Origin of the sequence: Allopusillimonas ginsengisoli (genome assembly GCF_004153455.1) — a bacterium.
GTDB lineage: Bacteria > Pseudomonadota > Gammaproteobacteria > Burkholderiales > Burkholderiaceae_B > Allopusillimonas > Allopusillimonas ginsengisoli.
Genome location: NZ_SDQE01000002.1, coordinates 455,769 through 478,853, shown reverse-complemented (window position 1 = coordinate 478,853; position 23,085 = coordinate 455,769). Strand labels below are relative to the sequence as shown.

Annotated in this window: 22 protein-coding genes; 16 read left to right on the top strand and 6 right to left on the bottom strand. The window is 57.8% G+C overall.

Annotated elements, in window-relative coordinates:
* Positions 1-10 precede the first annotated feature (10 nt).
* Entirely contained in the window at positions 11-931 is a 921-nt protein-coding gene (locus ERE07_RS07210; RefSeq protein ID WP_130008128.1) for a LysR family transcriptional regulator, read from the bottom strand.
* A gap of 167 nt (positions 932-1,098) precedes the next feature.
* Between ERE07_RS07210 and ERE07_RS07205 the strand changes: the two genes are divergently transcribed.
* The 12 genes from ERE07_RS07205 (at position 1,099) to ERE07_RS07150 (ending at position 14,557) form a co-directional block, all read left to right on the top strand.
* Complete coding sequence (locus ERE07_RS07205) at positions 1,099-2,064, top strand: M14 family metallopeptidase (protein WP_130008127.1); 966 nt, start codon at positions 1,099-1,101, stop codon at positions 2,062-2,064.
* 88 nt (positions 2,065-2,152) lie between these two features.
* Entirely contained in the window at positions 2,153-3,739 is a 1,587-nt protein-coding gene (locus ERE07_RS07200; protein WP_245153548.1) for an ABC transporter substrate-binding protein, read from the top strand.
* Between the two features lie 46 nt (positions 3,740-3,785).
* Positions 3,786-4,763 (top strand): ABC transporter permease, encoded by a 978-nt coding sequence (locus ERE07_RS07195; protein ID WP_130008125.1) that lies wholly within the window; start codon positions 3,786-3,788, stop codon positions 4,761-4,763.
* Between the two features lie 13 nt (positions 4,764-4,776).
* A complete protein-coding gene (locus tag ERE07_RS07190) occupies positions 4,777-5,694 on the top strand; it encodes an ABC transporter permease (protein WP_130008124.1) in 918 nt (305 codons plus the stop codon).
* Complete coding sequence (locus ERE07_RS07185; RefSeq protein WP_130008123.1) at positions 5,691-6,677, top strand: ABC transporter ATP-binding protein; 987 nt, start codon at positions 5,691-5,693, stop codon at positions 6,675-6,677. The genes ERE07_RS07190 and ERE07_RS07185 overlap by 4 nt, the downstream gene beginning before the upstream one ends.
* A complete protein-coding gene (locus ERE07_RS07180) occupies positions 6,674-7,675 on the top strand; it encodes an ABC transporter ATP-binding protein (protein ID WP_130008122.1) in 1,002 nt (333 codons plus the stop codon). The genes ERE07_RS07185 and ERE07_RS07180 overlap by 4 nt, the downstream gene beginning before the upstream one ends.
* 7 nt (positions 7,676-7,682) lie before the next feature.
* On the top strand, positions 7,683-8,591 hold the full coding sequence (locus tag ERE07_RS07175) for an alpha/beta hydrolase family protein (protein ID WP_130008121.1): 909 nt from the start codon (positions 7,683-7,685) through the stop codon (positions 8,589-8,591).
* A gap of 31 nt (positions 8,592-8,622) precedes the next feature.
* On the top strand, positions 8,623-9,753 hold the full coding sequence (locus tag ERE07_RS07170) for a M20 family metallopeptidase (RefSeq protein ID WP_130008120.1): 1,131 nt from the start codon (positions 8,623-8,625) through the stop codon (positions 9,751-9,753).
* Positions 9,754-9,837: 84 nt separating this feature from the next.
* A complete protein-coding gene (locus ERE07_RS07165) occupies positions 9,838-10,461 on the top strand; it encodes a LysE family translocator (protein ID WP_130008312.1) in 624 nt (207 codons plus the stop codon).
* 131 nt (positions 10,462-10,592) lie between these two features.
* The gene (locus ERE07_RS07160) at positions 10,593-11,960 is read left to right on the top strand and encodes an 8-oxoguanine deaminase (protein ID WP_130008119.1); all 1,368 of its coding nucleotides are present in this window, start codon (positions 10,593-10,595) and stop codon (positions 11,958-11,960) included.
* A 99-nt stretch (positions 11,961-12,059) separates the two neighbouring features.
* Positions 12,060-13,553, top strand: coding sequence for a nucleobase:cation symporter-2 family protein (locus ERE07_RS07155; RefSeq protein ID WP_130008311.1), 1,494 nt, complete (start codon positions 12,060-12,062; stop codon positions 13,551-13,553).
* Positions 13,554-13,684: 131 nt separating this feature from the next.
* Positions 13,685-14,557 carry a Rossmann-like and DUF2520 domain-containing protein gene (locus tag ERE07_RS07150; RefSeq protein ID WP_167670762.1) on the top strand — a complete coding sequence of 291 codons (873 nt, stop codon included), beginning with the start codon at positions 13,685-13,687 and terminating at the stop codon, positions 14,555-14,557.
* A 33-nt stretch (positions 14,558-14,590) separates the two neighbouring features.
* On the opposite strand, the gene ERE07_RS07145 is transcribed toward ERE07_RS07150, so the two are convergent.
* The 3 genes from ERE07_RS07145 to gshA all read right to left on the bottom strand — a co-directional run bounded on the left by ERE07_RS07145 (position 14,591) and on the right by gshA (position 18,094).
* Positions 14,591-15,916 (bottom strand): sigma-54-dependent transcriptional regulator, encoded by a 1,326-nt coding sequence (locus ERE07_RS07145; protein ID WP_130008117.1) that lies wholly within the window; start codon positions 15,914-15,916, stop codon positions 14,591-14,593.
* A 138-nt stretch (positions 15,917-16,054) separates the two neighbouring features.
* The gene (locus tag ERE07_RS07140; RefSeq protein ID WP_130008116.1) at positions 16,055-16,240 is read right to left on the bottom strand and encodes a DUF3008 family protein; all 186 of its coding nucleotides are present in this window, start codon (positions 16,238-16,240) and stop codon (positions 16,055-16,057) included.
* A gap of 273 nt (positions 16,241-16,513) precedes the next feature.
* Positions 16,514-18,094, bottom strand: coding sequence for a glutamate--cysteine ligase (gshA, locus tag ERE07_RS07135; protein WP_130008115.1), 1,581 nt, complete (start codon positions 18,092-18,094; stop codon positions 16,514-16,516).
* A 71-nt stretch (positions 18,095-18,165) separates the two neighbouring features.
* Here gshA and ERE07_RS07130 point away from each other — a divergent pair, with 71 nt between their 5' ends.
* Positions 18,166-18,684, top strand: a complete 519-nt coding sequence (locus tag ERE07_RS07130; RefSeq protein WP_130008114.1) for a hypothetical protein — start codon at positions 18,166-18,168, stop codon at positions 18,682-18,684.
* Here ERE07_RS07130 and ERE07_RS07125 read toward each other — a convergent pair.
* Positions 18,572-18,904 carry a helix-turn-helix domain-containing protein gene (locus ERE07_RS07125; protein ID WP_130008113.1) on the bottom strand — a complete coding sequence of 111 codons (333 nt, stop codon included), beginning with the start codon at positions 18,902-18,904 and terminating at the stop codon, positions 18,572-18,574. The genes ERE07_RS07130 and ERE07_RS07125 overlap by 113 nt on opposite strands.
* Positions 18,905-19,171: 267 nt before the next feature.
* Here ERE07_RS07125 and metX point away from each other — a divergent pair, with 267 nt between their 5' ends.
* Genes metX through ERE07_RS07110 form a run of 3 tightly spaced genes read left to right on the top strand, consistent with a single transcriptional unit; the run spans position 19,172 to position 22,331 of the window.
* Positions 19,172-20,425: a homoserine O-succinyltransferase MetX gene (metX, locus tag ERE07_RS07120; protein WP_130008112.1), complete on the top strand. Its 1,254-nt coding sequence runs from the start codon at positions 19,172-19,174 to the stop codon at positions 20,423-20,425.
* On the top strand, positions 20,422-21,045 hold the full coding sequence (gene metW / locus ERE07_RS07115; protein ID WP_130008111.1) for a methionine biosynthesis protein MetW: 624 nt from the start codon (positions 20,422-20,424) through the stop codon (positions 21,043-21,045). Before metX ends, metW begins: the two co-directional genes overlap by 4 nt.
* Before the next feature lie 8 nt (positions 21,046-21,053).
* On the top strand, positions 21,054-22,331 hold the full coding sequence (locus ERE07_RS07110) for a muropeptide transporter (protein ID WP_245153513.1): 1,278 nt from the start codon (positions 21,054-21,056) through the stop codon (positions 22,329-22,331).
* Between the two features lie 31 nt (positions 22,332-22,362).
* Here ERE07_RS07110 and ERE07_RS07105 read toward each other — a convergent pair whose 3' ends face one another.
* Positions 22,363-23,067, bottom strand: a complete 705-nt coding sequence (locus ERE07_RS07105) for a glutathione S-transferase N-terminal domain-containing protein (protein ID WP_130008109.1) — start codon at positions 23,065-23,067, stop codon at positions 22,363-22,365.
* Positions 23,068-23,085 lie beyond the last annotated feature (18 nt).

Sequence of the window (23,085 nt, the reverse complement as noted above, 5' to 3'; positions counted from 1 at the left end):
GGCGGACAGTCTACCCCGCGCCCGCACGTCGTTTGGCCTCGATGTTGTCGACCACCTCTTTCACATGCGCGATAAAACGCGTAACAACCGGCGGGAGCAGGCGGTTCGTCATGGTCTGAATCTGCAGGTTCCGAGACTGGAGTTCTGCGCTGTCTACGGGAACAGCCACCAAACCGTCAGATTCCAGCCGCGAGGCCACCGAGACATAACCTGCGAACATGACGGCGTTTGAATGACGCACAAACACATGCAGTACGGGTGAGTAATTGGACGACAGCGCTGCTTCCAGCGTTAATCCTTCCAGCGCGCACTCTCTGTCCAGCAGATGCCTGGCTGTGCTGTTGCCGTCGGTGAGCGCCAATGGATAGCGTAATAGCTCGGGAAGCTTGACGGCAGCGCGCCCCGCCAGCGGATGCCCCGCAGCCATGATGGCATAAACAGGTGTGCGCCAGGAATGCAAGATGGAGACACCCTCGCCTGGGTCAACGGTAAACGATACGGCCAGATCGACTTCGCCTTCCGCAGTCAGGCGCATCGCCTCGAGAGGCGTGGCGACATGCAGCCGGAAACGGGTATGGGGATGATTGTTCCGAAATACGGCCATGGCTTCCGCCAGAAAGCCACGTGCCGCGCCTTCAGAGGCGGCGAGCCGGATTTCATCTTGAGGGGTTTGCTGCAAGTTGGATATCTGATGAAGTACAGATGCCGATTCCATGATCGTGCGACGCGCATGCGCCAACAGCAGTTGTCCGGCCTCGCTCAGCACCATGCCTCTTGGCGCGCGTTCAAATAATGGTGTGCCGATCTCCTCTTCCAGCCCTGCAATCTGGCGACTGATGGCTGACACAGCCACATGAAGCTGCCGTGAGGCCGCGCTAAGGCTACCTGCCTGTGCGACTTCCACAAAATACTTGAGTGCAATGCCGTGCATGATTTTCTGGCCTCCTGATTGAGCCTTGACCTGATTCTTGCGGACTGGAAAATAGCGTGCTGCAGCTTTGCCAAAAAAGCAAAGGGATTGCAGAATATGCTAATTGTAGAGAAAGCATAAGGACTCTAGAATTCGCCAATATCAGACTATTCGCGCATGGCATCACAATGACCTCAAATACGACGACTACGCTGCGCCCGTTTGTTCTTCCCTGTCCGGATCTTTCGGCGGAACGTCTCGGCAATACTAATACACATGGTGTCTGGCATTTCGATTCCGGGGAGCCCGGCAGGAACGTCATGTTGAGCGCGCTCGTGCATGGCAACGAGCTATGCGGGGCCTGGGCGCTCAAGGCATTTCTCGCCAGTGGGCTGCGGCCACGCCGTGGCACATTGACCCTGGCCTTCTGTAATCTGGCGGCCTTCGACCGCTTCGATGCGGACAACTATTTGCCATCCCGTTTTGTGGATGAAGATCTGAACCGTGTCTGGAGCGCAGACAAGCTGGCCGATGCCAATAGCTGCGAGCGCCGTCGGGCGGCTGAGCTGCTGCCCTGGATCGAGCAGGCAGACTGGCTCATGGATTTTCATTCAATGACGACCTCAGACGTGCCGCTGCAACTGACTGGCGTACAGCAACGCAATATCGATCTGGCGCTCAAGCTGGGCGCACCAGCCAACCTCATTGCTGATGCGGGACATGCCGCGGGCGTACGCATGCGGGATTATGGCCGCTTCGGAGCGCCTGGCGACAACGGCACCCGTTCCTTGTTGATCGAGTGTGGATTTCACGGCGCCAACGAGGCGCGCGATGTGGCCATGGATCAAATGGCGCGTTTTCTGATTGAAGCGGACACACTGAACCGGGACGAGGTGCCGTCGGGGTGGCTGGCCCCCGATGCGCCTCATCAGCAGGCGCTGCGCGTGACCCAGGCAATTTCCACGCCGAGCGGAAAGTTTCGCTTTGCACAGCCGTGGGTCGGCCTGGAGTGCCTGGATGCAGGCACGCTGATCGGATGGGAAGAGGACGAACCCGTGGTTGCGCCTTACGACAATTGCGTCCTTATCATGCCGTCGCTTGCCACCGTTCGGCCTGGTGTAACTGTTTTGAGGTTGGCACAAGCTATTTCCTGAGTGCTGCGTCCGGCAGCACAGATGGAGTGGCAATAAGTATAAGAATCCAAAGGAGATAAAAATGCTCAAGTTCTGCGCACGTGGCGTCATGGCATGGGTTGCCATGGCTGGATTTGCCGTAGGGAGCGCCTATGGCCAGTCACTGAAAATTGGATTGGCTTCTGAGCCCACTGCGGTCGATCCGCATTACCATCAAGTCACGCCCAATGGTTCCCTGACCTCACATATATTCGACACACTGGTGGGGCTGGATGCGAAGCTGAACCTGATTCCGTTGTTGGCGACTTCCTGGAAGAATGTGGATGACACAACATGGGAGTTCACGCTACGGCCGGATGTAAAGTTCTCCAATGGCGAAGCGTTCACATCGCAAGACGTGATTTTTACGTTTTGCCGAATGGTCAATAACGAACAGTCGATTGCGGGGTCATTTGAGTCCATCGTCAAAAAGCTGGCGGATGTGCAGGCGGTGGATGCGCATACGCTGCGAATCACGACGCGAGCGCCTTATCCACTGCTGCCCAATGATCTGACACGTGCGAGCATTCTGTGGAGCGGGATCGTCGATCACGGACCAATCACGTTCGATCTCGAAAACAAGTGTGGCGTAAAGGGTGAATGGCCGAAGGTCGAGGCATTCAATAATGGCAAAAATGCCATCGGCACCGGGCCGTATACGCTGAAATCATATGTAAAGGGAGCCCACATTGCGCTGACGCGCAACGAAAACTATTGGGGCGAGAAACCTGAGTGGCGCGATGTGATCTTTACGCCAGTGCCCAATGCAGGTCCCAGATTGACCGGACTGCTCGCCGGCGATTTTGATGTGATCGAGAGCCCTGCCGCTCGCGATGTTCCGCGCATCAAGAACACGCCTGGGTTTGAATATGTTGTCACCCCTTCTGTCAGGGTGGTGTTTTTCCAGTTCGACGTCGAGCGTAACCCGAGCCCGGGTGTCAAGGCGGCTGACGGCTCGAACCCGCTTCAGGATGTCAGGGTTCGCAGGGCCATTTCAATGGCCATTGACCGCAAGACAATTGTGGAAAGAATCATGGATGGCCTGGCCACGCCTGCCAACCAGTTCCTGATCGATGGTCTGTATGGAACATTGCCCAATCCGCCAGAGCTGAAATACGATCCACAGGAAGCAAAGCGGCTGCTTGCTGAAGCGGGCTATCCTGATGGCTTTGAGTTGAAGGTATCTTCGACCAATGATCGTTATATCAACGACGGCCAGATTACCCAGGCCGTGGCACAGTATCTGTCGCGGGTAGGCATCAAGGCAAGCGTCGACGCCATGACGCGCGCCATTTATTTTCCCAAGCGCGCCAAGCGTGAGTTCAGTTTCGCGATGGGGGGCTGGTCCTCAGAGGTTGCCTCATCGTTTCCGCAGTACTGGATCACATCCTATGCGCCTGAACTGGGTTTAGGCACCAGCAATTACGGACGCTATTCCAATCCGGAGCTGGATAAGTTTTTTCGCGAGGCTGCCGTAACCATGGATCCAGCCAAACGAGAAGCGCTGCTGCATAAAACGCTGACCATTGCGCTGGCCGATCTGCCCAGTATCCCGTTGCATTTCGAAAGTTCGATCTGGGCTTTTCGCAAAGGCTTGACCTATGAGGGTCGTGCAGACCAATATACGCTGGCTCCTTCAGTCCATTCGGTTAAGTAGGTTGGGCCGGCTGAAGAGACGTCCATGACTATCAAAGGTTTGTAACGTGGCTTTGTTTACCCTGCGCAGGCTTATTCAGAGCCTGTTTGTGCTTCTCGCCGTTTCCATCGTGGTTTTCTTTGCGGTATATGCGGTGGGCGACCCTATCGAGCTTCTGGTTAGCCCGGAGGCCACCGCAGAAGATCGAATGGCGACGATTGTACGGTTGGGGCTGGATCAGCCTATCTGGCGGCAATACATCACCTTTCTGTGGAATGCCTTGCATGGCGATCTGGGCACTTCGTTCGTGCATGGCATTCCTGCAATTGAGCTGATTCTGCTGCGCATGCCCGCCACGTTCGAACTGGTTGTGGTGGCGATTTTCCTGACCTGTATTCTGGGTATTCCGCTTGGGCTGGTTGCCGGCCTGTACCGGGATCGCCTGCTTGGCCGCGGCATCATGGCAACTTCAGTGCTGGGTTTTTCCCTGCCCAACTTCTGGCAAGGCATGATGCTGATCCTGCTGTTTGCCGTCTGGCTTGGGTGGCTGCCCGCGTCAGGACGCGGCGATACCGTTCAGGTGTTGGGTGTACCGCTATCCATTTTCACTGTAGACGGTTGGTCGCACGTTGCCATGCCGGCGGTAAATCTGGCACTGGCCAATATCGCACTGGTGCTGCGTCTGACCGCATCGGGCGTGGCCGAGGCGCAGTCTCAGGAGTATGTGAAGTTTGCCCGGGCAAAAGGCGTGAGGCCGGGGCGCATTGTTCGCCGGCACATTCTGCGCAACATCCTCATTCCAGTGGTAACAGTGGTGGGCATGGAGTTTGGCAGCCTGATCGCTTATTCCACGATTACTGAAACTGTCTTTGCCTGGCCCGGAATGGGCAAGCTGCTGATTGATAGTGTGTATCAACTGGATCGCCCTGTCGTCGTGGCCTACGTGATGCTGGTCACGCTGATATTTGTGCTGGTCAATTTTATTGTCGACATCCTGTACGCTGCGCTGGATCCACGCGTGCAGTTGGTCGCTGCCGCGCAATAAAACGGAAAGCTTTATGACACACCCCGCAAACAGCGAAAACGCGCGCACGATTCAGCCTCTGGCCCAGACGCCGCGACGCAGAAGCATTCTCAAGCAACTGCGTAGTCGTCCAACGGCTACCGGTTCGGTCATTGCGTTGGTCATTCTGATAGGGTTGGTGTTGATTGGCCCTTATTTCGCGCCGCAGAACCCCTACGACCTTGCAAACCTCAATCTGCTGGATGGCCGCCTGGCGCCGGGGGCGGAATCCATGGAGGGTCGTGTTTACTGGTTGGGTACTGACGACCAGGGTAGGGACATGTTGAGTGCCATCCTGTATGGGCTGCGCATTAGTCTGATCGTAGGTTTGTCCGCTGTGGGCTTGGCGGCGACCATAGGCAGCATGGCTGGCCTGGTGGCGGCCTATGTCGGCGGGTTTGTCGATACCTTGATCATGCGCGTGGTCGATTTCATACTTGGATTTCCAACCATTCTTGTTGCACTGGTATTGCTGGCCATGGTTGGGCGCGGCGTCGACAAAGTGATTCTCGCGCTTGTTGTCGTTCAGTGGGCCCATTACGCCCGCATCATGCGCAGTCGTGCGCTGCAAGAGCGACGCAAGGAGTATGTTGAGGCGGCTGAAAACCTTGGCTTTCCGGCTTGGCGCATCATGGTGTTTCATCTGCTGCCCAATTGTCTGGCGCCCGTCATGGTTTTCGCCACGATTCAGATTGCCACCGCTATTGCGCTTGAGGCGACGTTGTCATTTCTCGGTGTTGGCGTACCCATTACCGAACCTTCGCTGGGGCTGCTGATTGCTAATGGATTTCAGTATCTGTTGTCTGGTGACTACTGGATCAGCATGTTTCCGGGGGTTGCTCTATTAGTCCTGATTCTATTGATCAACATCGTGGGTGACCGCCTGCGGGCAGCACTGGATCCGCGACGATGAATAACGAAATACTGCTCGAGGTTAGTGGCCTGCGCACGGCTTTTCATACAGAAGAGGGCGCGTGGCTGGCCGTCGATGGGGTCGACCTGACAGTACGTCGAGGCGAGATTCTTGGTTTGGTCGGAGAGTCTGGATCCGGAAAATCCGTCACCGGCTTTTCGCTGCTGGGGTTGATTGACCCGCCCGGCGAGGTTGTCGCGGGCAAGATCATGTTCAAGGGTAGCGATCTTCGCCGCCTCGATGAAGAGCAGATGCGCCGCTTGCGAGGAAATCGTATTGCCCTGATCTTCCAGGATCCGCTCATGACGCTTAATCCCGTGCTACGCATTGGCGAGCAGATGATGGAGGCTATTCTGACGCACGAGAATGTTTCGGTGAGTGCCGCACGAGAGCGCTGTCGCGAAGCGCTCGACATGGTCGGTATACCTGCGCCTGAAAAGCGCCTGAACAGTTATCCCCACGAGTTTTCCGGCGGGATGCGCCAGCGTGTGGCGATTGCCATCGCAATGCTGAACAAACCCGACTTGATAATTTGCGATGAGCCGACAACTGCGCTGGATGTCACCATACAGGGCCAGATTCTGTATCGGATGCAGGAGATCTGTCGCGAGAACAATACAGCCTTGATCTGGATCACGCATGATTTGGGCGTCGTGGCCGAATTGGCGGATCATGTTGCCGTCATGTATGCGGGACGCATTGTTGAATCAGGGCCGGTCGACGAGATTCTCGATGCACCACGGCACCCCTATACGAAGGGGCTGCTGGAATCCATGCCATCCACCACAGCGCCTGGCGAACGCCTTTACCAGATTAACGGGATGGCGCCCAGTCTCACAGGCCGCCCGGCCGGATGCGCATTTCGGCCACGCTGCCCCAATGCTATTGCATATTGTGCGGAGCAGGTTCCCGATGCTACGCATGAAGGATCGCACAGCTTCTGCTGCCACGTTCCTGTTGTTGTGCAGGCAGAACAATCATGAGTAAGACAAATACGCCGGTTATCGAGCTGCGCAACGTTCACAAGCGCTTCGAGCAACGCCCGGACCTTGCGCAGCGCATCCTGTCGGTGCTGGGGCGTCCCCTGGAGCGCCGTACAGTGCATGCTGTCAATGGTGTTGATCTGTCTGTTAACAATGGCGAAGTTTTGGGTCTGGTTGGGGAGTCGGGCTGCGGGAAGTCGACACTGGGGCGTGTTGTGGCGGGTTTGCACCGGCAGACCGAGGGAGAGCTGCTCTATCAGGGCCGTTCAGTGGCGACGTTGAAAGGAGCGGAGCGGCTGGCCTACACCCTGGGCGTGCAAATGATTTTTCAGGATCCGCAAGCGTCGTTGAATCCACGTCAGCGATTGCATCAGATACTTGGCGAGGCCTTGCATGTGCACAAACTCTCGCCGTCAGGACAAATTGGTGCCCGCGTTGATCGGGCACTGTCAGAGGTGGGGCTGCACAAAGAGTACCGTGATCGCTATCCGCATCAGATTTCTGGCGGCCAGCGCCAACGCATCGGCATTGCCAGGGCGTTGATGGTCTCGCCCAAGTTTCTTGTCTGCGATGAGCCTGTGGCGGCCCTGGACGTGTCGATTCAGGCGCAGATCATCAATCTTTTTATGGATCTGCGGGAGCAGCATGGATTCACCTATTTGTTCATCAGCCACGACTTGAGCGTCGTCAAACATATTTCGGACCGCGTGGCCATCATGTATCTGGGCAGGATCGTGGAGCGCGCGCCGGCAAAAGAGATATTCGCGCGCGCGAACCATCCTTACACCCAGGCGTTGTTGGCGGAGGTGCCTGACGTCAAGCGCAGGGGTCGAAAATTTGGGCCGATTCACGGGGAGATTCCCTCGCCGTTGAATCCACCCGGTGGTTGCGCCTTCCATCCCCGCTGCCCCCATGCCATGCCGCGCTGCAGCGAGCAGGTGCCTGATCTTAACGAAATTGCGCCGGGGCACTGGTCCGCCTGTCACTTAAACTCTTGAGAGCCATATGGATTCTTCTGACAATGCCAACACCGTTCACATCAGGCGTGAACTTAGCCTGCCCGGTCGCAAAGCGATTCGTTTCATGGATGATGAGCACAATCCAAACAGGCCGATCACGCTGCATTCCTATCGATCAGAGGGCTATGCGCCAGGCCGCCCGGTCGTGATTGTGCAGCACGGAATGTTGCGAAATGGGGATGATTACCGGGATTTCTGGATACCTGCCGCAGACAAGCATCAGTTGCTGATCGTTGCGCCAACGTTCTCCAACGAAGCATGGCGGGATGTTGATCATTACAACAATGGCAGTGTTTTCGAGCCACAAGATGGAACGCTCAGAGACGCCAACAGCTGGGCCTATGCAATTGTTGGCCGTATCGTCGACTGCCTGCGTTCGTCCGGCATGATGAGCGACGATAAGGTGTATTTATTCGGACACTCTGCGGGTGGGCAGTTTGTCCATCGGCTGATGAGCAGTCAGGGACATGAATGGTACAAAGCTGCTGCGCCCGCCAATGCGGGTTGGTATAGCTTGCCGACTTTTGATCATGTTTTTCCAGAAGGAATGGGTGGCATTGGCTTGAGCCAGGATAGCCTGGCTCGCCTGTTCGCTTATCCCATGATGATTCTGGCAGGTGACCAGGATATTGTCACCGACGATCCCAACCTGCCGTCAGGCCCCGCTGCTTTGCGGCAGGGCAAGCATCGATACGCTCGAGCTCATCATTACTTCGAGGTCGGAAAACAGGAAGCGGCTCGCCTTGGCGTGCCGTTTAACTGGTCTTTGCATACCGTTCCCGGTATTGGACACGATGGCAGAGCCATGTCCGCTGCGTGCGCAAGCCTGTGGTTCGAGGGACGACTCCCCAGCGATCACGAACTTGCCGCACTGGCTGGCAAGCACGTTGCCTGATCATTCAACATTCACTCAATTTGGGTTCGTCATGACACTTACGCAGAATACCGAAGAGCTGGTTTCAGGCATCCAGGAATGGATACGATGCGAATCTCCCACGCGTTCCGCAGAGGGTGTGGCCGCCATGGCGGCGCTGGTGCATGCGCAGGCGCAGCAGGCAGGATTGAGGGCTGAGCTTACATCGCTCGGCGACGCCGTGGGGCCGCTGCTCTATGTGAGCAATCGCGCTGCTGATGACGTTCGGCCGGGCATCCTGATTCTGGGTCATCTGGATACCGTGCATCCCATTGGGACGTTACAGGAGAATCCTTGCCGGATAGAAGGCGACCGTCTTTACGGGCCGGGTACCTACGACATGAAGGCTGGCATTTATCTTGCCTTCATGGCAATGAAGGGCTTGGCGGCCCCGGGGTCCACGCCATTGCCGGTCGATTTTCTGATGGTGCCCGATGAAGAAACAGGCAGCCATGCATCGCGGGCATCCATTGAGCAGTATGCCGCGAATGCCAGGTATGGCCTGGTTTGTGAGCCAGCCCGCCCCAATGGCGGCCGCTGCGTGACCGCGCGCAAGGGAACGGGTATGCTGCGTTTGAACGTCAAAGGGCGTCCCGCGCATGCCGGCATGCAGCATGAAAATGGTCGCAGCGCGATACGTGAAATGGCCCATCAGGTTCTGGCGCTGGAAGGCATGACCGACTATGAACGTGGCGTCACGGTCAGCGTGGGCACGATCGCCGGTGGCACGGTTACCAACACGGTGCCGGCACAGTGTCGCTGTGTCGTGGATTTTCGTGTCCCCGACATGGATGCCGCGCAGGCAATATTGAGCCGTATGCGTGCCCTGAGTGCGGTGGATCCGGATGTGGAGCTGGACATTGATGTTGAGCTCAATCGTCCGCCCATGGTGAAGACGGATGCGTCGATGGCGCTGCTTGGGAAGGCGCAGGCGAGCGCCAGCAAGGCGGGTTTTGAACTCGAGGATGCGCCGATGACGGGCGGCGGCAGTGACGCCAACTTTACCTCGGCGATGGGGGTGCCGACGCTAGATGGGCTTGGCGCCGACGGTGACGGCGCGCACACATTGCATGAGCATGTGTTGATTTCTACACTGGGCAGGCGTCAGGAATTTTGGGCAACGCTGCTGCGCGAGCTGGATTGAGCAGGCGGGCTGACATGGGCATGGCATGTGCTGGAAAAACGCCGCATAGGCGCTGTCTGGTTTGAATCTTCAAGGAGCAGCAGTATTTCATTTGCCACGCTACTGCTATTCGTTCTTGCATCGGGTGTCACGATTGTGACGCCTGGTCCTACCGTTCTGCTGGCCATGAGCAATGGCTCGCGTTATGGATTGCGCGATGCATGTTGGGGCATGGCGGGCGCAGTGCTGGCTGACGTCGTGCTCATTGCTACCGTTGCCTCAGGTCTTGGCGTGCTGCTGGCTGCGTCGGAACCGGCCTTCCAGGCAATCAAGTGGATGGGCGTGGCCTACCTTGTCTATCTGGGCTGGCGTCTTTTGCATGCAGATGCACCCGCGGCACTACCAGAGAACGGCATTGTCATGCGTCCGGATTGCAGAACGCTCTTTATGCGCTGTTTTCTCGTGGCAATCACCAATCCTAAGGCCTTGCTTTTCATGTCGGCATTCTTGCCGCAGTTTCTGAACACTGCGGCACCGCTGCTGCCTCAGTACCTTGTGCTCGGCACGATCATGGTGGTTTTGAATACGTGTGCCATGCTGGCCTATGCATTGCTTGGCATACGCATGATGCACGCGTTTGACGCAGGGGGTTTGCGCTGGCTGAACCGGCTGTGCGGCGGTGCGCTGATCGGGCTGGCAGCGACGCTGGCACTGTATCGGCGATCGTGATGCCGCACCTTTTATTTGCCTTGTGACATATGGCAGGGCAAATAAAGCTCATAAACGATCGGGTATCACAGCAGCGGTACGTGACGAGTATCATCGACTTCGTATAAGCATACTTAGTCCGCACTCGTTTAATGACAGAACAACAGCAAACGCTCTGGATCAAGAATCCGCTTGGCTGCTCCGATCCGGATGCGGGCGGGGGCATCGTGGTGGCTGGTGCGAAGATCGTGGAGCAAGTGCCCGCAGGTGGCCAGCCCACGCATCCAGTCGACAACGTCTTCGACGCGTCACAACACGTGCTGTTGCCAGGGTTGGTCAACACGCATCATCACTTTTACCAGACGCTGACGCGAGCATATTCTCCGGCGCTGAACAAAGCGCTCTTTCCCTGGCTGACCACACTGTACGACGTCTGGGCTGGCCTTGATGATGAACAGATGGCGGTGGCCAGCGAGCTGGCCATGGTCGAGTTGCTGATGTCAGGCTGCACCACGGTGGCTGACCATCATTATGTGTTCTCGGGCGCTTTGCGTCATGCTATCGATTGCCAGGCAGAACTGGCGGAAAAGCTTGGCGTACGCGCGGCGTTGACACGTGGATCGATGAGCGTGGGCCGTGACGAGGGCGGGTTGCCGCCACAATCGGTGGTGCAGGATGAGCAGACTATTCTTGATGACAGTGAGCGGTTGATCAACCGCTACCATCAGCGCGACGAGGGCGCCATGGTGACCGTTGCGCTGGCGCCCTGTTCTCCCTTTTCAGTAAGCCGTCAGCTGATGCGCGAAAGCGCTCGCCTGGCTCAGGACAGGGACGTGAGGCTGCACACGCATCTGGCAGAGACCGAGGATGAAACAGCGTACTGCGAGAAGCTTTTCGGCATGCGTCCGCTGGATTATCTTGAAGATTGCGGTTGGCTTACTCAGCGCACCTGGCTCGCCCATGGCATTCATTTCAACGACGCCGAAATCGCGCGCCTGGGCCGTGCAGGTACGGGCATCGCGCATTGCCCCTCTTCAAACATGGTATTGGGCAGTGGCCTGTGTCGCACGGTTGAACTCGAAGCCGCCGGTGCGCCTGTCGGCCTGGCGGTGGACGGCTCGGCCTCCAATGATCACTCCAATCTGGCACAGGAGATGCGACAGGCGATGTTGCTGGGGCGTTTGCGGTACTCACCGGGCCGCATTACGCACGATGTCGTGATTCGATGGGCAACGCAAGGTTCGGCCAGGTGCCTGGGGCGGGCTGACATTGGCGGGCTTGAGCCTGGACAGCAAGCCGACCTGGCACTCTTCCGGCTTGATGAGCTGCGTTTTTCAGGCGCGGAAAACCCTGTTGCGGCACTGCTGCTATGTGGCGCACATCAGGCAGATCATGTCATGGTGGCCGGGAAATGGCGGTTGACCGACGGCATGCCGTGCGGCGTAGATATTGAACAACTGATGGTGCGTCACGACCGGGCCGCCCGACGATTAAGGAATCGGATTCCGGCATATCGCTAGCAGCCCGGAACTGTGCAGTAAACCCGAGCCGATGGAAATCGGATCCACACGGGAATAACAAGGAGACACGCTTTGAATACCAACGTCACGCCTACCTCAATGGAAAAGCGCCCTGAGGATGAAAACCTGGGTGTGGGCGCCAACATTGCTTATGGTTTTCAGCATGTGCTGACCATGTATGGCGGCATTATTGCCGTGCCACTGATTGTCGGCGAAGCGGCAGGGCTGCCTGCCAGCGATATCGGCTTGCTGATCACGGCTTGCCTGTTCATGGGTGGGCTGGCCACATTGTTGCAGACCTTGGGGCTTCCTTTTTTTGGTTGTCAATTGCCGCTGGTGCAGGGCGTATCGTTTGCGGGTGTGGCGACGATGATTGCCATCGTCAATACGGGCGGTGGATTGCCATCCATCTTTGGCGCGGTGATGGCCGCCTCACTGCTGGGATTGCTCATCACGCCGGTATTTTCCAAAGTCATACGCTTTTTTCCGCCGCTGGTGACCGGGTCGGTGATCACGACGATAGGTCTTTCGCTGATGCCGGTCGCGGCGCACTGGGCGATGGGCGGCAACAAGCAGTCGCCGGATTTTGGCAGCATGGCCAATATTGGTCTGGCCGGACTTACACTGGCCATTGTGCTGTTGCTTAGCAAATTAGGCAGCGCAGCGATTTCCCGCCTGTCCATCCTGCTTGCGATTGTCATCGGTACCGTCATCGCCGCTGTTACGGGGGCCGCCGATTTTTCGCAAGTTGCGCAAGGCCCGATGTTTGCGCTGCCTTCGCCGTTCTACTTCGGGATGCCCACGTTCGAAACCGCAGCGATTGTGTCGATGTTCATCGTGATTATTGTCACGCTGGTTGAAACATCGGCAGATATTCTGGCGGTGGGCGACATCATTGAAACAGACGTAGACTGCAAGCGCCTGGGTAACGGTCTGCGCGCCGATATGCTGTCCAGCCTGATCGCGCCCGTGTTCGGGTCATTCACTCAAAGCGCCTTCGCGCAGAACGTCGGCCTTGTCGCTGTGACTGGCGTCAAGAGCCGCTATGTTGTGGCATTTGGCGGGCTTATCCTGATCACGCTGGGCGTGCTGCCTGTCATGGGCCGCCTGGTCGCCTGCGTGCCGACCGCAGTGCTCGGCGGTGCGGGCATCGTGTTGTTTGGCACGGTTGCGGCCAGCGGCATACGTACGCTGGCCAAGGTGAACTACAGCAACAATATGAATCTGATCATTGTGGCAACGGCGGTCAGCGCCGGCATGATTCCTGTCGTAGCGCCGTCATTCTATGATCATTTCCCCACCTGGTTTGCCACGATTTTCCATTCTGGCATCAGCTCGGCGGCAGTCGTGGCCATTGTCTTGAATCTGCTGTTCAATCATGTGTCGATGGGTAATTCTGATCAGCAGTCGGTCTTTGCTGCCGGCACGGAGCGTATTCTCCGCGAGTCTGATATTGCCTGCCTGCACGAAGGGGACCGTGTCGTAGACGGCAAACTGTATGATGCCGATGGCAGGGAAGTGCCTGTCATTCCCAACGGGCATACCATGTCAAGTGGCGGCCCCAACCACCAGACCGTACCTGGCGCGGCCTGATCGCCAGGGTGGGGTTGCCGCTGGCCCGTCGCCGTGCACAACATGGCGACGCCGGCACTGATAGGGCTTGTTTTTACCATCGTAGTATTCTGATGGGTCGCGCATATGCAGAGGCAAGGTGACCTATGTCAATGGATACGATCTCGGCCGACACCCTCAGGATAGGTTTTATTGGTGCCGGACGCCTGGGACAGGCAATGGCCTGGACGCTGGCGCAGCACGGCTGCACCATACACGCTGCAGCCAGCCGCAGCGCCCGCAGTGCCCAGGCGCTGGCCGCCCCGTTGCCGGCCTGCAAGGTTTTGTCGCCACAACAGGTGGCCAATGAATGTGACCTCGTCTTCGTGACAACGCCAGACGCCAGCATCAAGGCGACAGTGGATCAAATTCAGTGGCGTGCCGGCATGGGTGTGGCGCATTGCAGCGGCGCGACCGAGGTCAGCGCGCTGTCGACAGCGGCAGACCAGGGCGCGCTGACAGGCGGCTTTCACCCCATGCAAACTTTTAGCGATCCTCAGGTGGCGGTCAGGACGCTGCCGGGGTGTGTCGTGACCATCGAAGCGCAGGGCCGGCTTGAGACGGTATTGCGTACGCTGGCTGGCCAATTGGGTTGCACGGTGAATGCGCTGCCGCCAGGCATGCGCGGCCGGTATCACGCCGCGGGCGCGTATGGCTCTCAGTTTGCCAACGTCTTGCTGGCCGAGGCGGCGCGCATCTGGCAGTCGTGGGGCGCCAGCGAAGAGGATGCCCTGCGTGCCCTGCTGCCGTTGCTGAAGGGTACTATCTCGTCCATCGAAAGCATTGGCCTGGCCAAGGGGATGCCAGGGCCGGTATCGCGGGGTGACACCGGCACGGTGGCCCGGCATGTCCAGGCGCTGTCCAGCGTTGATGCGGACGTCGCGGCGCTTTACCGTGAGCTGTGCCGGCGCAGTGTGCCGCTGGCGCAAAGCGCAGAGCGTATCGACGCAAAGACTGCGGACGATATTTTGCGAACGCTAGACTAGCTGAGCGTCCCGGGACGAGATCGTGCTACGTTGTCAGGGATCCTGCTCGTCTTTGTATCCATATTCTTCGAGCTTGTTATAGAGCGTTTTGGCGCTGATGCCCAGTACCTGCGCGGCGTGCTTCTTGATGCCATCGCTTTGTCTGAGCGTTTCCAGAATGATCTGACGATTTGCGTCAGCCAGCGACATGCCGAGGGGCACCGAGATTTCTGCGCCGGATTGTGGCGCAAGCACCATTTCAAAGGGATTGAGGCGGGCGCTCAGCTCGTTGTCGGCCAGGATGTAGTTGCGGTAGACGTAGTTCCGGAGTTCGCGAATGTTGCCCGGCCAAGGGTGCCGGCGCAGCGTATCGGCAATGTCGGGCGCGAAGTGTTTTGCAGTGTGGTTGCTGGCATTCAGCTCATCCAGAAAATGCTGTGCAAGAAGAATGACATCGTCATCGCGATCGCGCAACGGCGGTAGCTCCAGCGGAAACACGCTGAGCCTGTGGAACAGGTCTTCGCGAAGCAGTCCGCGGCTTACGGCCAGTTCAGGATTTCGGTTGGTGGCGGCGATAATGCGGACATCGGCTTTGCGATCCTGCTGTCCTCCCACCGGCGTAAAGTACCCCGATTCCAGTACCCGCAAGAGTCGAACCTGCAGCTCGGCAGGCATTTCCGTGATTTCGTCCAGGAACAGTGTGCCGCCTTGGGCGCGATCAAAGTAGCCCTGATGTGCCTGGTCCGCGCCGGTAAAGCTGCCTTTTTGATGGCCGAAAAGTTCGCTCTCTATCAGATTGGGCGAGATCGCGCCGCAGTTGACGGGAACAAAGGGCTGGTCGAAGCGAGGTCCGGCCAGGTGGATGGCCTCGGCCGCAATCTCCTTACCGGTTCCGCTTTCACCCACCAGCAACACCGTAGCCGTCGTGGGGGCTACTTTTTCGATGTGTGTGCGCAGTAGCTGAAGCGCGCGTGATTGACCTTTCAGCTTGGCAAAGCAATTGTCCGCGCGATTTTTTTCGTCTATGGGAGGAAACTTGACCCCCGCCAGCACACCGCGCAGGCGGCGCAGGCTGATGGGTTTGCGCAAGAAATCCGCGGCGCCTGCCCGCAGCGCGGACACCGCCGAATCGACAGTGGGCTGGCCGGTCATGAAGACCACCTGTGCGCCCCGTAGCGCCATGTCTTCCCAGAACTGCATGCCATCGCCATCGGGCAAGGTAATGTCCAGCAATACAACATCAGGTGGCAGTACCCGGATTTCGTCCTGCGCCTGAGCAATATTGCCGGCGGTGGCTACGGTGTAGCCTTCATCATTGGCAATATCGGCGATCAACTCGCAAATTGCCGGCATGTCGTCGACGACTAGTAGGTGTGGCATGAGACCATGATAGGGCCTTACGCGCAGCCCAGTTGTTAGGGCGGTGTGCCTAATGCAACAGAATCTGTTTTTCGGATTGCGGATGACCGTGGCTTTCAGCCGTCGAGCTTGGCCTGCCTGAGCCTGTAACGTCAGGGGTTAGTCGGATTTGTGTTTGGGCTTGCCCTTGGTTTCGGTATCAGCGAACTCGCGCAACTGCTTTTCGTTCATGGACTCATACATGGATTTTGATGCTCCCTTGAGTTCGCTGACCTTCTTTTCGCCCTTTTTGGCGGCGAGCGCGATACCGGCTGCTTGTTGCTGTGCCTTCGATTTGGCGGGCATGGCTGGACTCCCTTTGAGAATGACAGGAAAGGATGGATCATCACTGGCGATGCGAACGGATCGCTTGCGCTGACAAATGCCGCAGCAATCAGTGTTCCCGCCGCCTGAAGGGATGCAGATGAAGGGCTGAATGCAGCGCTTGCCCGAGCGGCAGGCGGGTGCATGCCCAGCGATGTAATGCATGGAAGGTATGACGGGCGGACGCGAGCTCGCCAGCCAACCAAGCCGCAGGCATATATTTTGTTTCAATTGTGGCTGATCAAGGACCAGCGGCTAACTGCTGACCCCGCTTTGACAGCCTTGGAGCGCCGCATGATAGCGTGCGACATAACTGGAGAAATCTTCGGTATCGTCCGCTTTGAGGCGTTGTTGTTCTGCGAACGAGTCGCTGGCCATCTGCTGATAGGCTTGCATGACGGCGGCGTCCAGTGGCTGCGCGCACAAGGTGTCGCGGTGCGCCTTGCTCTGTTGCAGAGTGAAGTCGTGCAGACTCAGTTTGCTGTCGCGCAGATCCTGCAGCAGACGAGCTGATGGGGTAAGTTCACTGTTTGCGACCTTTTTTGCCTGGGCGGACACTGCCGCAGCGTAAAGCGTGCCGCCATAGGCGCTGTCGAGCAGTTCCGCATAGGGGGCAATACGGTCCAGCAAATGCTTGCTCCATTCGGCGAGCGCAATGGGGGTGCCCTCGTTGTTGAGCATAAGGTCTGGTTTGCGCCCTTCTTTTACGACCCGCGCAAAATTACTCTGGCTGTGGAGGCAGAAACCATTGTTGGAAAAGTAGGCGCTGTCTTCGACGGCACAGAAAAGCAGAAAGGCATCCATGAAACGGCTGGTGTCGACCGAAATGCCGGTAGGCGAGTATGGGTCGATATCCAGGCAGCGTACCTCGATATACTGGACGCCGCGCTCTGCCAGCGCGCGCGCAGGGCGTTCACACCGGCCGGTGGTCCGCTTGGGGCGTATGCTGGAATAGTACTCGTTCTCGATCTGGATGATATTGGTATTGAGTTGTATCCACTCGCCGTTTCGGTGCGTGCCGATGGCCTCGTAATCGGGCCATGGCGTCGTCACGGCGTTGTACATGCGCTCCAGAAAGGTTTCGAGATCGTTGTAGCACAGCTGCAGTTCCGACTGTGCCTTGTTACCCTTGTAGCCCAGGTCGCTCATGCGCAGGCTGGTCGCGTAGGGCAGGTAGAGTGTGTTGTCGTCAAGCGTTTCCAGCTTGACCGATGGGGTTTTCAAAAAGCTCTTGGATATCGCGGGTGCACCGCCGAACAAATACATCAGCAGCCAGGAATAGCGCGTGAAGTTGCGGATCAGCGCCATGTAGCCCCGGGAGCGGCGCTGTACGCCGTCGCCCTGTATGCCGATCAGTTCCCAGAAGGGCTCGGGCACCGAGAAATTGTAGTGTACGCCGGCAATGCACTGCATGGATTTACCGTAGCGTTCGGCAAGGCCACGCCGGTACACATGTTTGAGCATGCCGGTATTGGAAGTACCGTACCAGGCGATGGGGATGTCGGCTTCTGGGGGCAGTTGCGCCGGCATGGACTGGTTCCAGATCAGCTCGTCGCCCAGCGCTTGAGCCACAAAGCGGTGCGTTTGTTCAAGCTCCGCGATCAGGCTTTCGGTAGAATCATGCGTGTCCGTAATCAGTTCGAGCAGCGCTTCGGAATAATCTGTGGTGATGTGCGGGTGGGTCAGTGCCGAGCCCAGGCTCTCAGGATGCGGTGTGAGCGCAAGTGTGCCTTCGGGCGTGACGCGCAGCCCTTCTTTTTCGATACCGCGTGCAATGCCTTTCAGTACAGGGAGGTGGTGGCACAGCGCGTTGTAGCCTTGGTTATGAGAAGTCATTGGGCGATATCTTTGATAAGTTGGTTTTTCAGGCGATTTTAACTGAGGTCTTGGGAGACAGCAGCGTGGTGATGTTTCGTACGTTTTTTTCGTTGATCCTGGTGCTGTTGCTGGCAGGCTGTTCTCCGGACTATAACTGGCGGCAGGTACAAGTGGCAGGCGGCGCGGTAACGGCATTTTTCCCGGATAAGCCCCGTACAGAAAGCCGCAACCTGCAGTTCGACGGGCATGAACTGGCCTTTTCGCTGACCAGCGCCTCGGTGCAGGATACCCTGTTTGCGGTCGGCTACGCGCCGTTACCCGGGCCAATACAGGGTGACGCCACCGCTCGCAAGGCATTTGCTTCAGCAGTGATCGCTTCGTTGTACCAGAGCCTGGGCCAGCAGCCTCCCTCAACCTTGCCAGCGATGGGAGAACCCTTTGTCATCGACGGAGAGTCGCAAGGCAGGGCGCTCAGACTGAAGGTTGCGGTGTGGCTTACAGATCAAGCGTTAATTGAAGGAATCGTGACGGCGGCGGCGGATGCGTTCCCTCAGGATCAGGCAGAAGAGTTCCTGCGTGGGATAAGCCTGGCACCAGGCCTGCGTTGAGCGCAATGGTGATGGCCGCCTGGCGACTGTGCACGCCAAGTTTGCGGCAGGCATTGTGAACATGGTAATTGACGGTTCTTTCGGACAAGCCCAGAATCATGCCGGCTTCCCAGCTGGTTTTGCCGATAGACGCCCATTGCAAGCAGGAAAGCTCGCGCGTAGTGAGTGGCTTGCTACGTTTGTGCGCTTTGGCTGTACTTGGTTTGAGGGGCTTTCGCATTCTCAATAGTATCTATCTGCTTGCAAAATATACTCAAATTTATCAAGGAGGCCCGGCCGCAAGTAGCTGAACAGGGCTTTTTTGTTGATGCAGATTGAAAGTTTGAGGCATGATCCCGCGCGGCCGTCAGGGATTTGTTGGGGCAGCGCGGGCCGACGATGCTAAACTAGTTCATTGACCCAGTGTCTACTTATATTTTTTAACGTAGCGCGCCGATTTGCTTGATCTGCTTGCGGGCGCCTCATAAATCCAGCTAAAGAGGTCCTTATGGCCGAAATTACTCCTGCTCAAGTCGTTTCCATATCCGCTCCTGCTGCATCTGCCGGTTCCGCCGGCGATATTCCTTCAGGATCAGTCGGCATCGTTACACCCCAATTCATTTCATTCAACGAGCCCCTGGCATTGGCGAGCGGGCAAGTGCTGCCCAGTTATCAGCTCGCCGTTGAAACCTACGGCGAGCTTAACGCCGAGCGCAGCAATGCCGTGCTGGTCTGCCATGCGCTGAACGCCTCGCACCATGTGGCGGGCATTTCGGCAGATGATCCCAAGAACATCGGCTGGTGGGACAACATGGTCGGACCAGGCAAGGCGCTGGATACCGACCGGTTTTTTGTCATCGGGGTCAATAATCTGGGATCCTGCTTTGGCTCGACCGGGCCGGCCAGTATCAATCCGGACACCGGCAAGCCTTGGGGAGGCGCGTTTCCCATGCTCACCGTCGAAGACTGGGTACAGGCGCAGGCCAGGCTGGCAGACCATTTTGGCATCAGAAAGCTGGCCGCGGTCATGGGCGGCTCGCTGGGCGGCATGCAGGCCATGAGTTGGGCCATCACCTGCCCGGAGCGCGTGGGCGCCTGCATTGTCGTGGCCAGCACGCCGCGGCTGTCCGCGCAGAACATTGGCTTTAACGAAGTGGCGCGCCGCTCGATCATCAGCGATCCTGATTTCCACGGCGGGGACTATTATGCGCATGGCGTGGTGCCGCGGCACGGGCTGTCAGTCGCCAGAATGGTGGGGCATATTACTTATCTGTCAGATGAAGACATGGCAGCAAAATTCGGCCGTGTTCAGCGCGCGCCGGCGGACAACGGAGCATTCCACTATGGTTACGACGTTGAGTTCGAGGTCGAGTCCTATCTGCGCTACCAAGGCGAAAAGTTTTCCAACTATTTCGATGCCAATACTTATCTGCTGATTACCAGGGCGCTCGACTATTTCGACCCGTCGCGCAATTACGGCGGCGATCTGGCCAAAGCCCTGCAGCCGGCTCTGGCTGACTTTCTGCTGGTGTCGTTCACGACAGACTGGCGTTTTCCGCCGGAACGATCGCGGGAGATCGTACGCGCGCTGCTCAAGAACAAGCGCCCGGTAACCTATGCCGAGATCAATGCCCCGCATGGGCATGACGCTTTCCTGCTGGATGACGCGCGATATCATTCGGTCGTCCAGGCCTATTACGATCGCATCGCGGCAGATCTCGGCCTGCCGGAACGCAAACGCGTCACGGGAGTCCTCGCGTGAAACCTGCCACTGTAGCGCCCAAGCATGTGCGCGCCGACCTCGCCCGTATCGCCAGCTGGATTGCGCCCAAGAGCCGGGTGCTGGATCTTGGCTGTGGCGACGGTACGCTGCTCGCCTATCTTCAGGCCAACAAACAGATTATTGGTGCGGGGGTCGAAATCAGCGACGAACTTGTCATTGCGTCGGTGCGGCGCGGCGTGCAAGTGGTGCAGCAAAACCTGGAAGGCGGACTGGCGCTGTTCGACGACAATCAGTTCGATACCGTGGTGCTCTCCAAGACACTGCAATCCATGCACAATACCGAGCATATTCTGCGCGAGATGGCGAGGGTGGCAAAGTACGGTATCGTGTCATTTCCGAATTTCGGACACTGGCCTCACGGACTGTCCATATTGCGTGGACGCATGCCCGTGACGGGCGAAATGCCTTACCAGTGGTTTGATACGCCCAACATTCATCTTTGCACCCTCAAGGATTTCGAAGATTTGGCCGCGGCGCTGCAATTGCGCATTACGCATACAGCCACCTTCAATCGCAACAAAGAAGTTAAACTCTTGCCGGGATGGCGCAGTACGCTTGCTGTGTACCGCTTCGAATCTCCAAATCACCAAGAGGCCTGATCATCGCTTTGTCCAGTGTCTATACCAGCCCCCGTGTCGTTCCCTTGCTGGTGCTGGGCTTCGCCAGCGGATTGCCGCTGGCGCTCACCACTGGCACGCTGCAGGCCTGGGCCACAGTCGATGGCGTGTCACTGCAAAATATTGGCTTTCTCACGCTTATCGGCACTGCCTACACCATCAAGTTTCTATGGGCGCCGCTGGTAGACCGCTATTCCCCGCCCGTCCTGGGACGCCGCCGCAGCTGGGTATTCTTTTCACAATTGCTGTTGGCCGTGACCATCGCCGCCATGGGCTTGCTGTCGCCTGCCGGCCACCTTGGGTTCCTGGCGGTCATCGCCGTGATTGTGGCCTTTCTGTCGGCAACACAGGATATTGCCTTTGATGCCTATAGCACAGATGTACTGCGCCAGGAGGAGCGGGCTGCAGGCGCGGCCGTCAAGGTCTTGGGCTATCGCCTTGCGATGATCGTTTCGGGCGGACTGGCGCTGGTGCTGGCTGATCAATGGCTGGGCTGGCACAACACCTATTTTTTGATGGGAGGCTTGATGGCCCTGTGTGCCGTGGCAACGGTGCTGGCGCCTGAGCCCGAGGTCATTGCCAAGGCGCCAGTGTCCCTGCGCATTGCCGTGGTGGAGCCGCTGGTCGAGTTCTTCAGCCGGCGGGGTGCTGTGACGGTGCTGTTGCTGATCGTGCTCTACAAGCTCGGAGACGCCTTTGCCGGCGCCTTGTCCACCACGTTCCTCTTGCGCGGCGCGGGGTTTGATGTCACAGAAGTGGGCACGATCAACAAAGTGTTCGGCCTGGCGGCCACGATCGTCGGGGCACTGGCGGGCGGAGGCATTATGGCGCGGCTTGGCTTGTACCGGTCGCTCATGCTGTTCGGCGTCATGCAGGCGGTCTCCAATTTTGGCTACTGGGTGCTGGCGGTGACGCCGCCGCATTTGTATTCCATGGCGCTGGTTGTCACGGTGGAAAATCTCTGCGGCGGCCTGGGTACGGCAGCGTTCGTGGCCTTATTGATGGCTTTGTGCAAGCAGGAATTCTCGGCAACGCAGTTTGCCCTGCTGTCAGCATTGTCTGCCGTTGGCCGCACCTATCTGGCGGGGCCGTTTACGCCGCCGCTGGTCGAGTCTTTCGGCTGGCCGGTTTTCTTTGTGCTCACCGTACTGATCGCCGTGCCTGGCTTGCTGTTGCTCAGATTGCGCCGTACTGAAATCGACGCGCTGGATGGAGGCGGCCGATACGCAGGGACGGAACCATCCCTGCCTGCCAAGGCCAAAAGCTAAACGTTTGCTGCTGTCCGCAGCGCGAACTTATTTATCCGCGTGGCGGGATGTTCAGGCCTTTCTCGACTGCAGGCCGTGCCACAAACGCTTCCAGGCTTTTGGCCACATGCGTAAAGTCATCGAAACCGACAAGATCACCCGCATCGTAGAAACCGACCAAATTGCGTATCCAGGGAAAGGTCGCCATATCGGCAATGGTGTATTCGTCGCCCATGATCCACGGCCTGCCGTCCAATTGCCGATCGAGCACACTCAGCAGACGGCGCGACTCGGCAATGTAGCGATCGCGAGGGCGCTTGTCTTCGTATTCCTTGCCTGCAAAGCGATGAAAGAAACCCACTTGTCCAAACATCGGCCCAACGCCACCCATCTGAAACATCAGCCACTGGATGGTCTGGTAGCGTTGAGCTTCATCCTTGGGCAAGAAGCGGCCGGATTTGTCTGCCAGGTAGATGAGGATGGCGCCGGACTCAAACAGGGGCAGCGGCTTGCCGCCGGGCCCATTGGGATCAATGATGGCAGGAATCTTGTTGTTGGGGTTCAGCGCGAGAAACTCGGGCGACATCTGGTCATTGGTGTCGAAACTGACCAGATGATGTTCATAAGGCAGGCCTGTTTCTTCCAGCATGATGGATGCCTTGACGCCGTTTGGCGTAGGCAACGAGTACAGCTGTATGCGGTCGGGATGCCGGGCAGGCCATTTATCGTTTACAGGAAAATCAGTCAAAGCGTGCATAGAAGGGTTCCGTCGTGG

Coding starts and splice junctions, on each gene's coding strand:
- ERE07_RS07210 (WP_130008128.1), bottom strand. CDS start 931: ATGCACGGCATTGCACTCAAGTATTTTGTGGAAGTCGCACAGGCAGGT.
- ERE07_RS07205 (WP_130008127.1), top strand. CDS start 1,099: ATGACCTCAAATACGACGACTACGCTGCGCCCGTTTGTTCTTCCCTGT.
- ERE07_RS07200 (WP_245153548.1), top strand. CDS start 2,153: ATGGCATGGGTTGCCATGGCTGGATTTGCCGTAGGGAGCGCCTATGGC.
- ERE07_RS07190 (WP_130008124.1), top strand. CDS start 4,777: ATGACACACCCCGCAAACAGCGAAAACGCGCGCACGATTCAGCCTCTG.
- ERE07_RS07185 (WP_130008123.1), top strand. CDS start 5,691: ATGAATAACGAAATACTGCTCGAGGTTAGTGGCCTGCGCACGGCTTTT.
- ERE07_RS07180 (WP_130008122.1), top strand. CDS start 6,674: ATGAGTAAGACAAATACGCCGGTTATCGAGCTGCGCAACGTTCACAAG.
- ERE07_RS07175 (WP_130008121.1), top strand. CDS start 7,683: ATGGATTCTTCTGACAATGCCAACACCGTTCACATCAGGCGTGAACTT.
- ERE07_RS07170 (WP_130008120.1), top strand. CDS start 8,623: ATGACACTTACGCAGAATACCGAAGAGCTGGTTTCAGGCATCCAGGAA.
- ERE07_RS07160 (WP_130008119.1), top strand. CDS start 10,593: ATGACAGAACAACAGCAAACGCTCTGGATCAAGAATCCGCTTGGCTGC.
- ERE07_RS07155 (WP_130008311.1), top strand. CDS start 12,060: ATGGAAAAGCGCCCTGAGGATGAAAACCTGGGTGTGGGCGCCAACATT.
- ERE07_RS07150 (WP_167670762.1), top strand. CDS start 13,685: ATGGATACGATCTCGGCCGACACCCTCAGGATAGGTTTTATTGGTGCC.
- ERE07_RS07145 (WP_130008117.1), bottom strand. CDS start 15,916: ATGCCACACCTACTAGTCGTCGACGACATGCCGGCAATTTGCGAGTTG.
- ERE07_RS07140 (WP_130008116.1), bottom strand. CDS start 16,240: ATGCCCGCCAAATCGAAGGCACAGCAACAAGCAGCCGGTATCGCGCTC.
- gshA (WP_130008115.1), bottom strand. CDS start 18,094: ATGACTTCTCATAACCAAGGCTACAACGCGCTGTGCCACCACCTCCCT.
- ERE07_RS07130 (WP_130008114.1), top strand. CDS start 18,166: ATGTTTCGTACGTTTTTTTCGTTGATCCTGGTGCTGTTGCTGGCAGGC.
- ERE07_RS07125 (WP_130008113.1), bottom strand. CDS start 18,904: ATGCGAAAGCCCCTCAAACCAAGTACAGCCAAAGCGCACAAACGTAGC.
- metX (WP_130008112.1), top strand. CDS start 19,172: ATGGCCGAAATTACTCCTGCTCAAGTCGTTTCCATATCCGCTCCTGCT.
- ERE07_RS07105 (WP_130008109.1), bottom strand. CDS start 23,067: ATGCACGCTTTGACTGATTTTCCTGTAAACGATAAATGGCCTGCCCGG.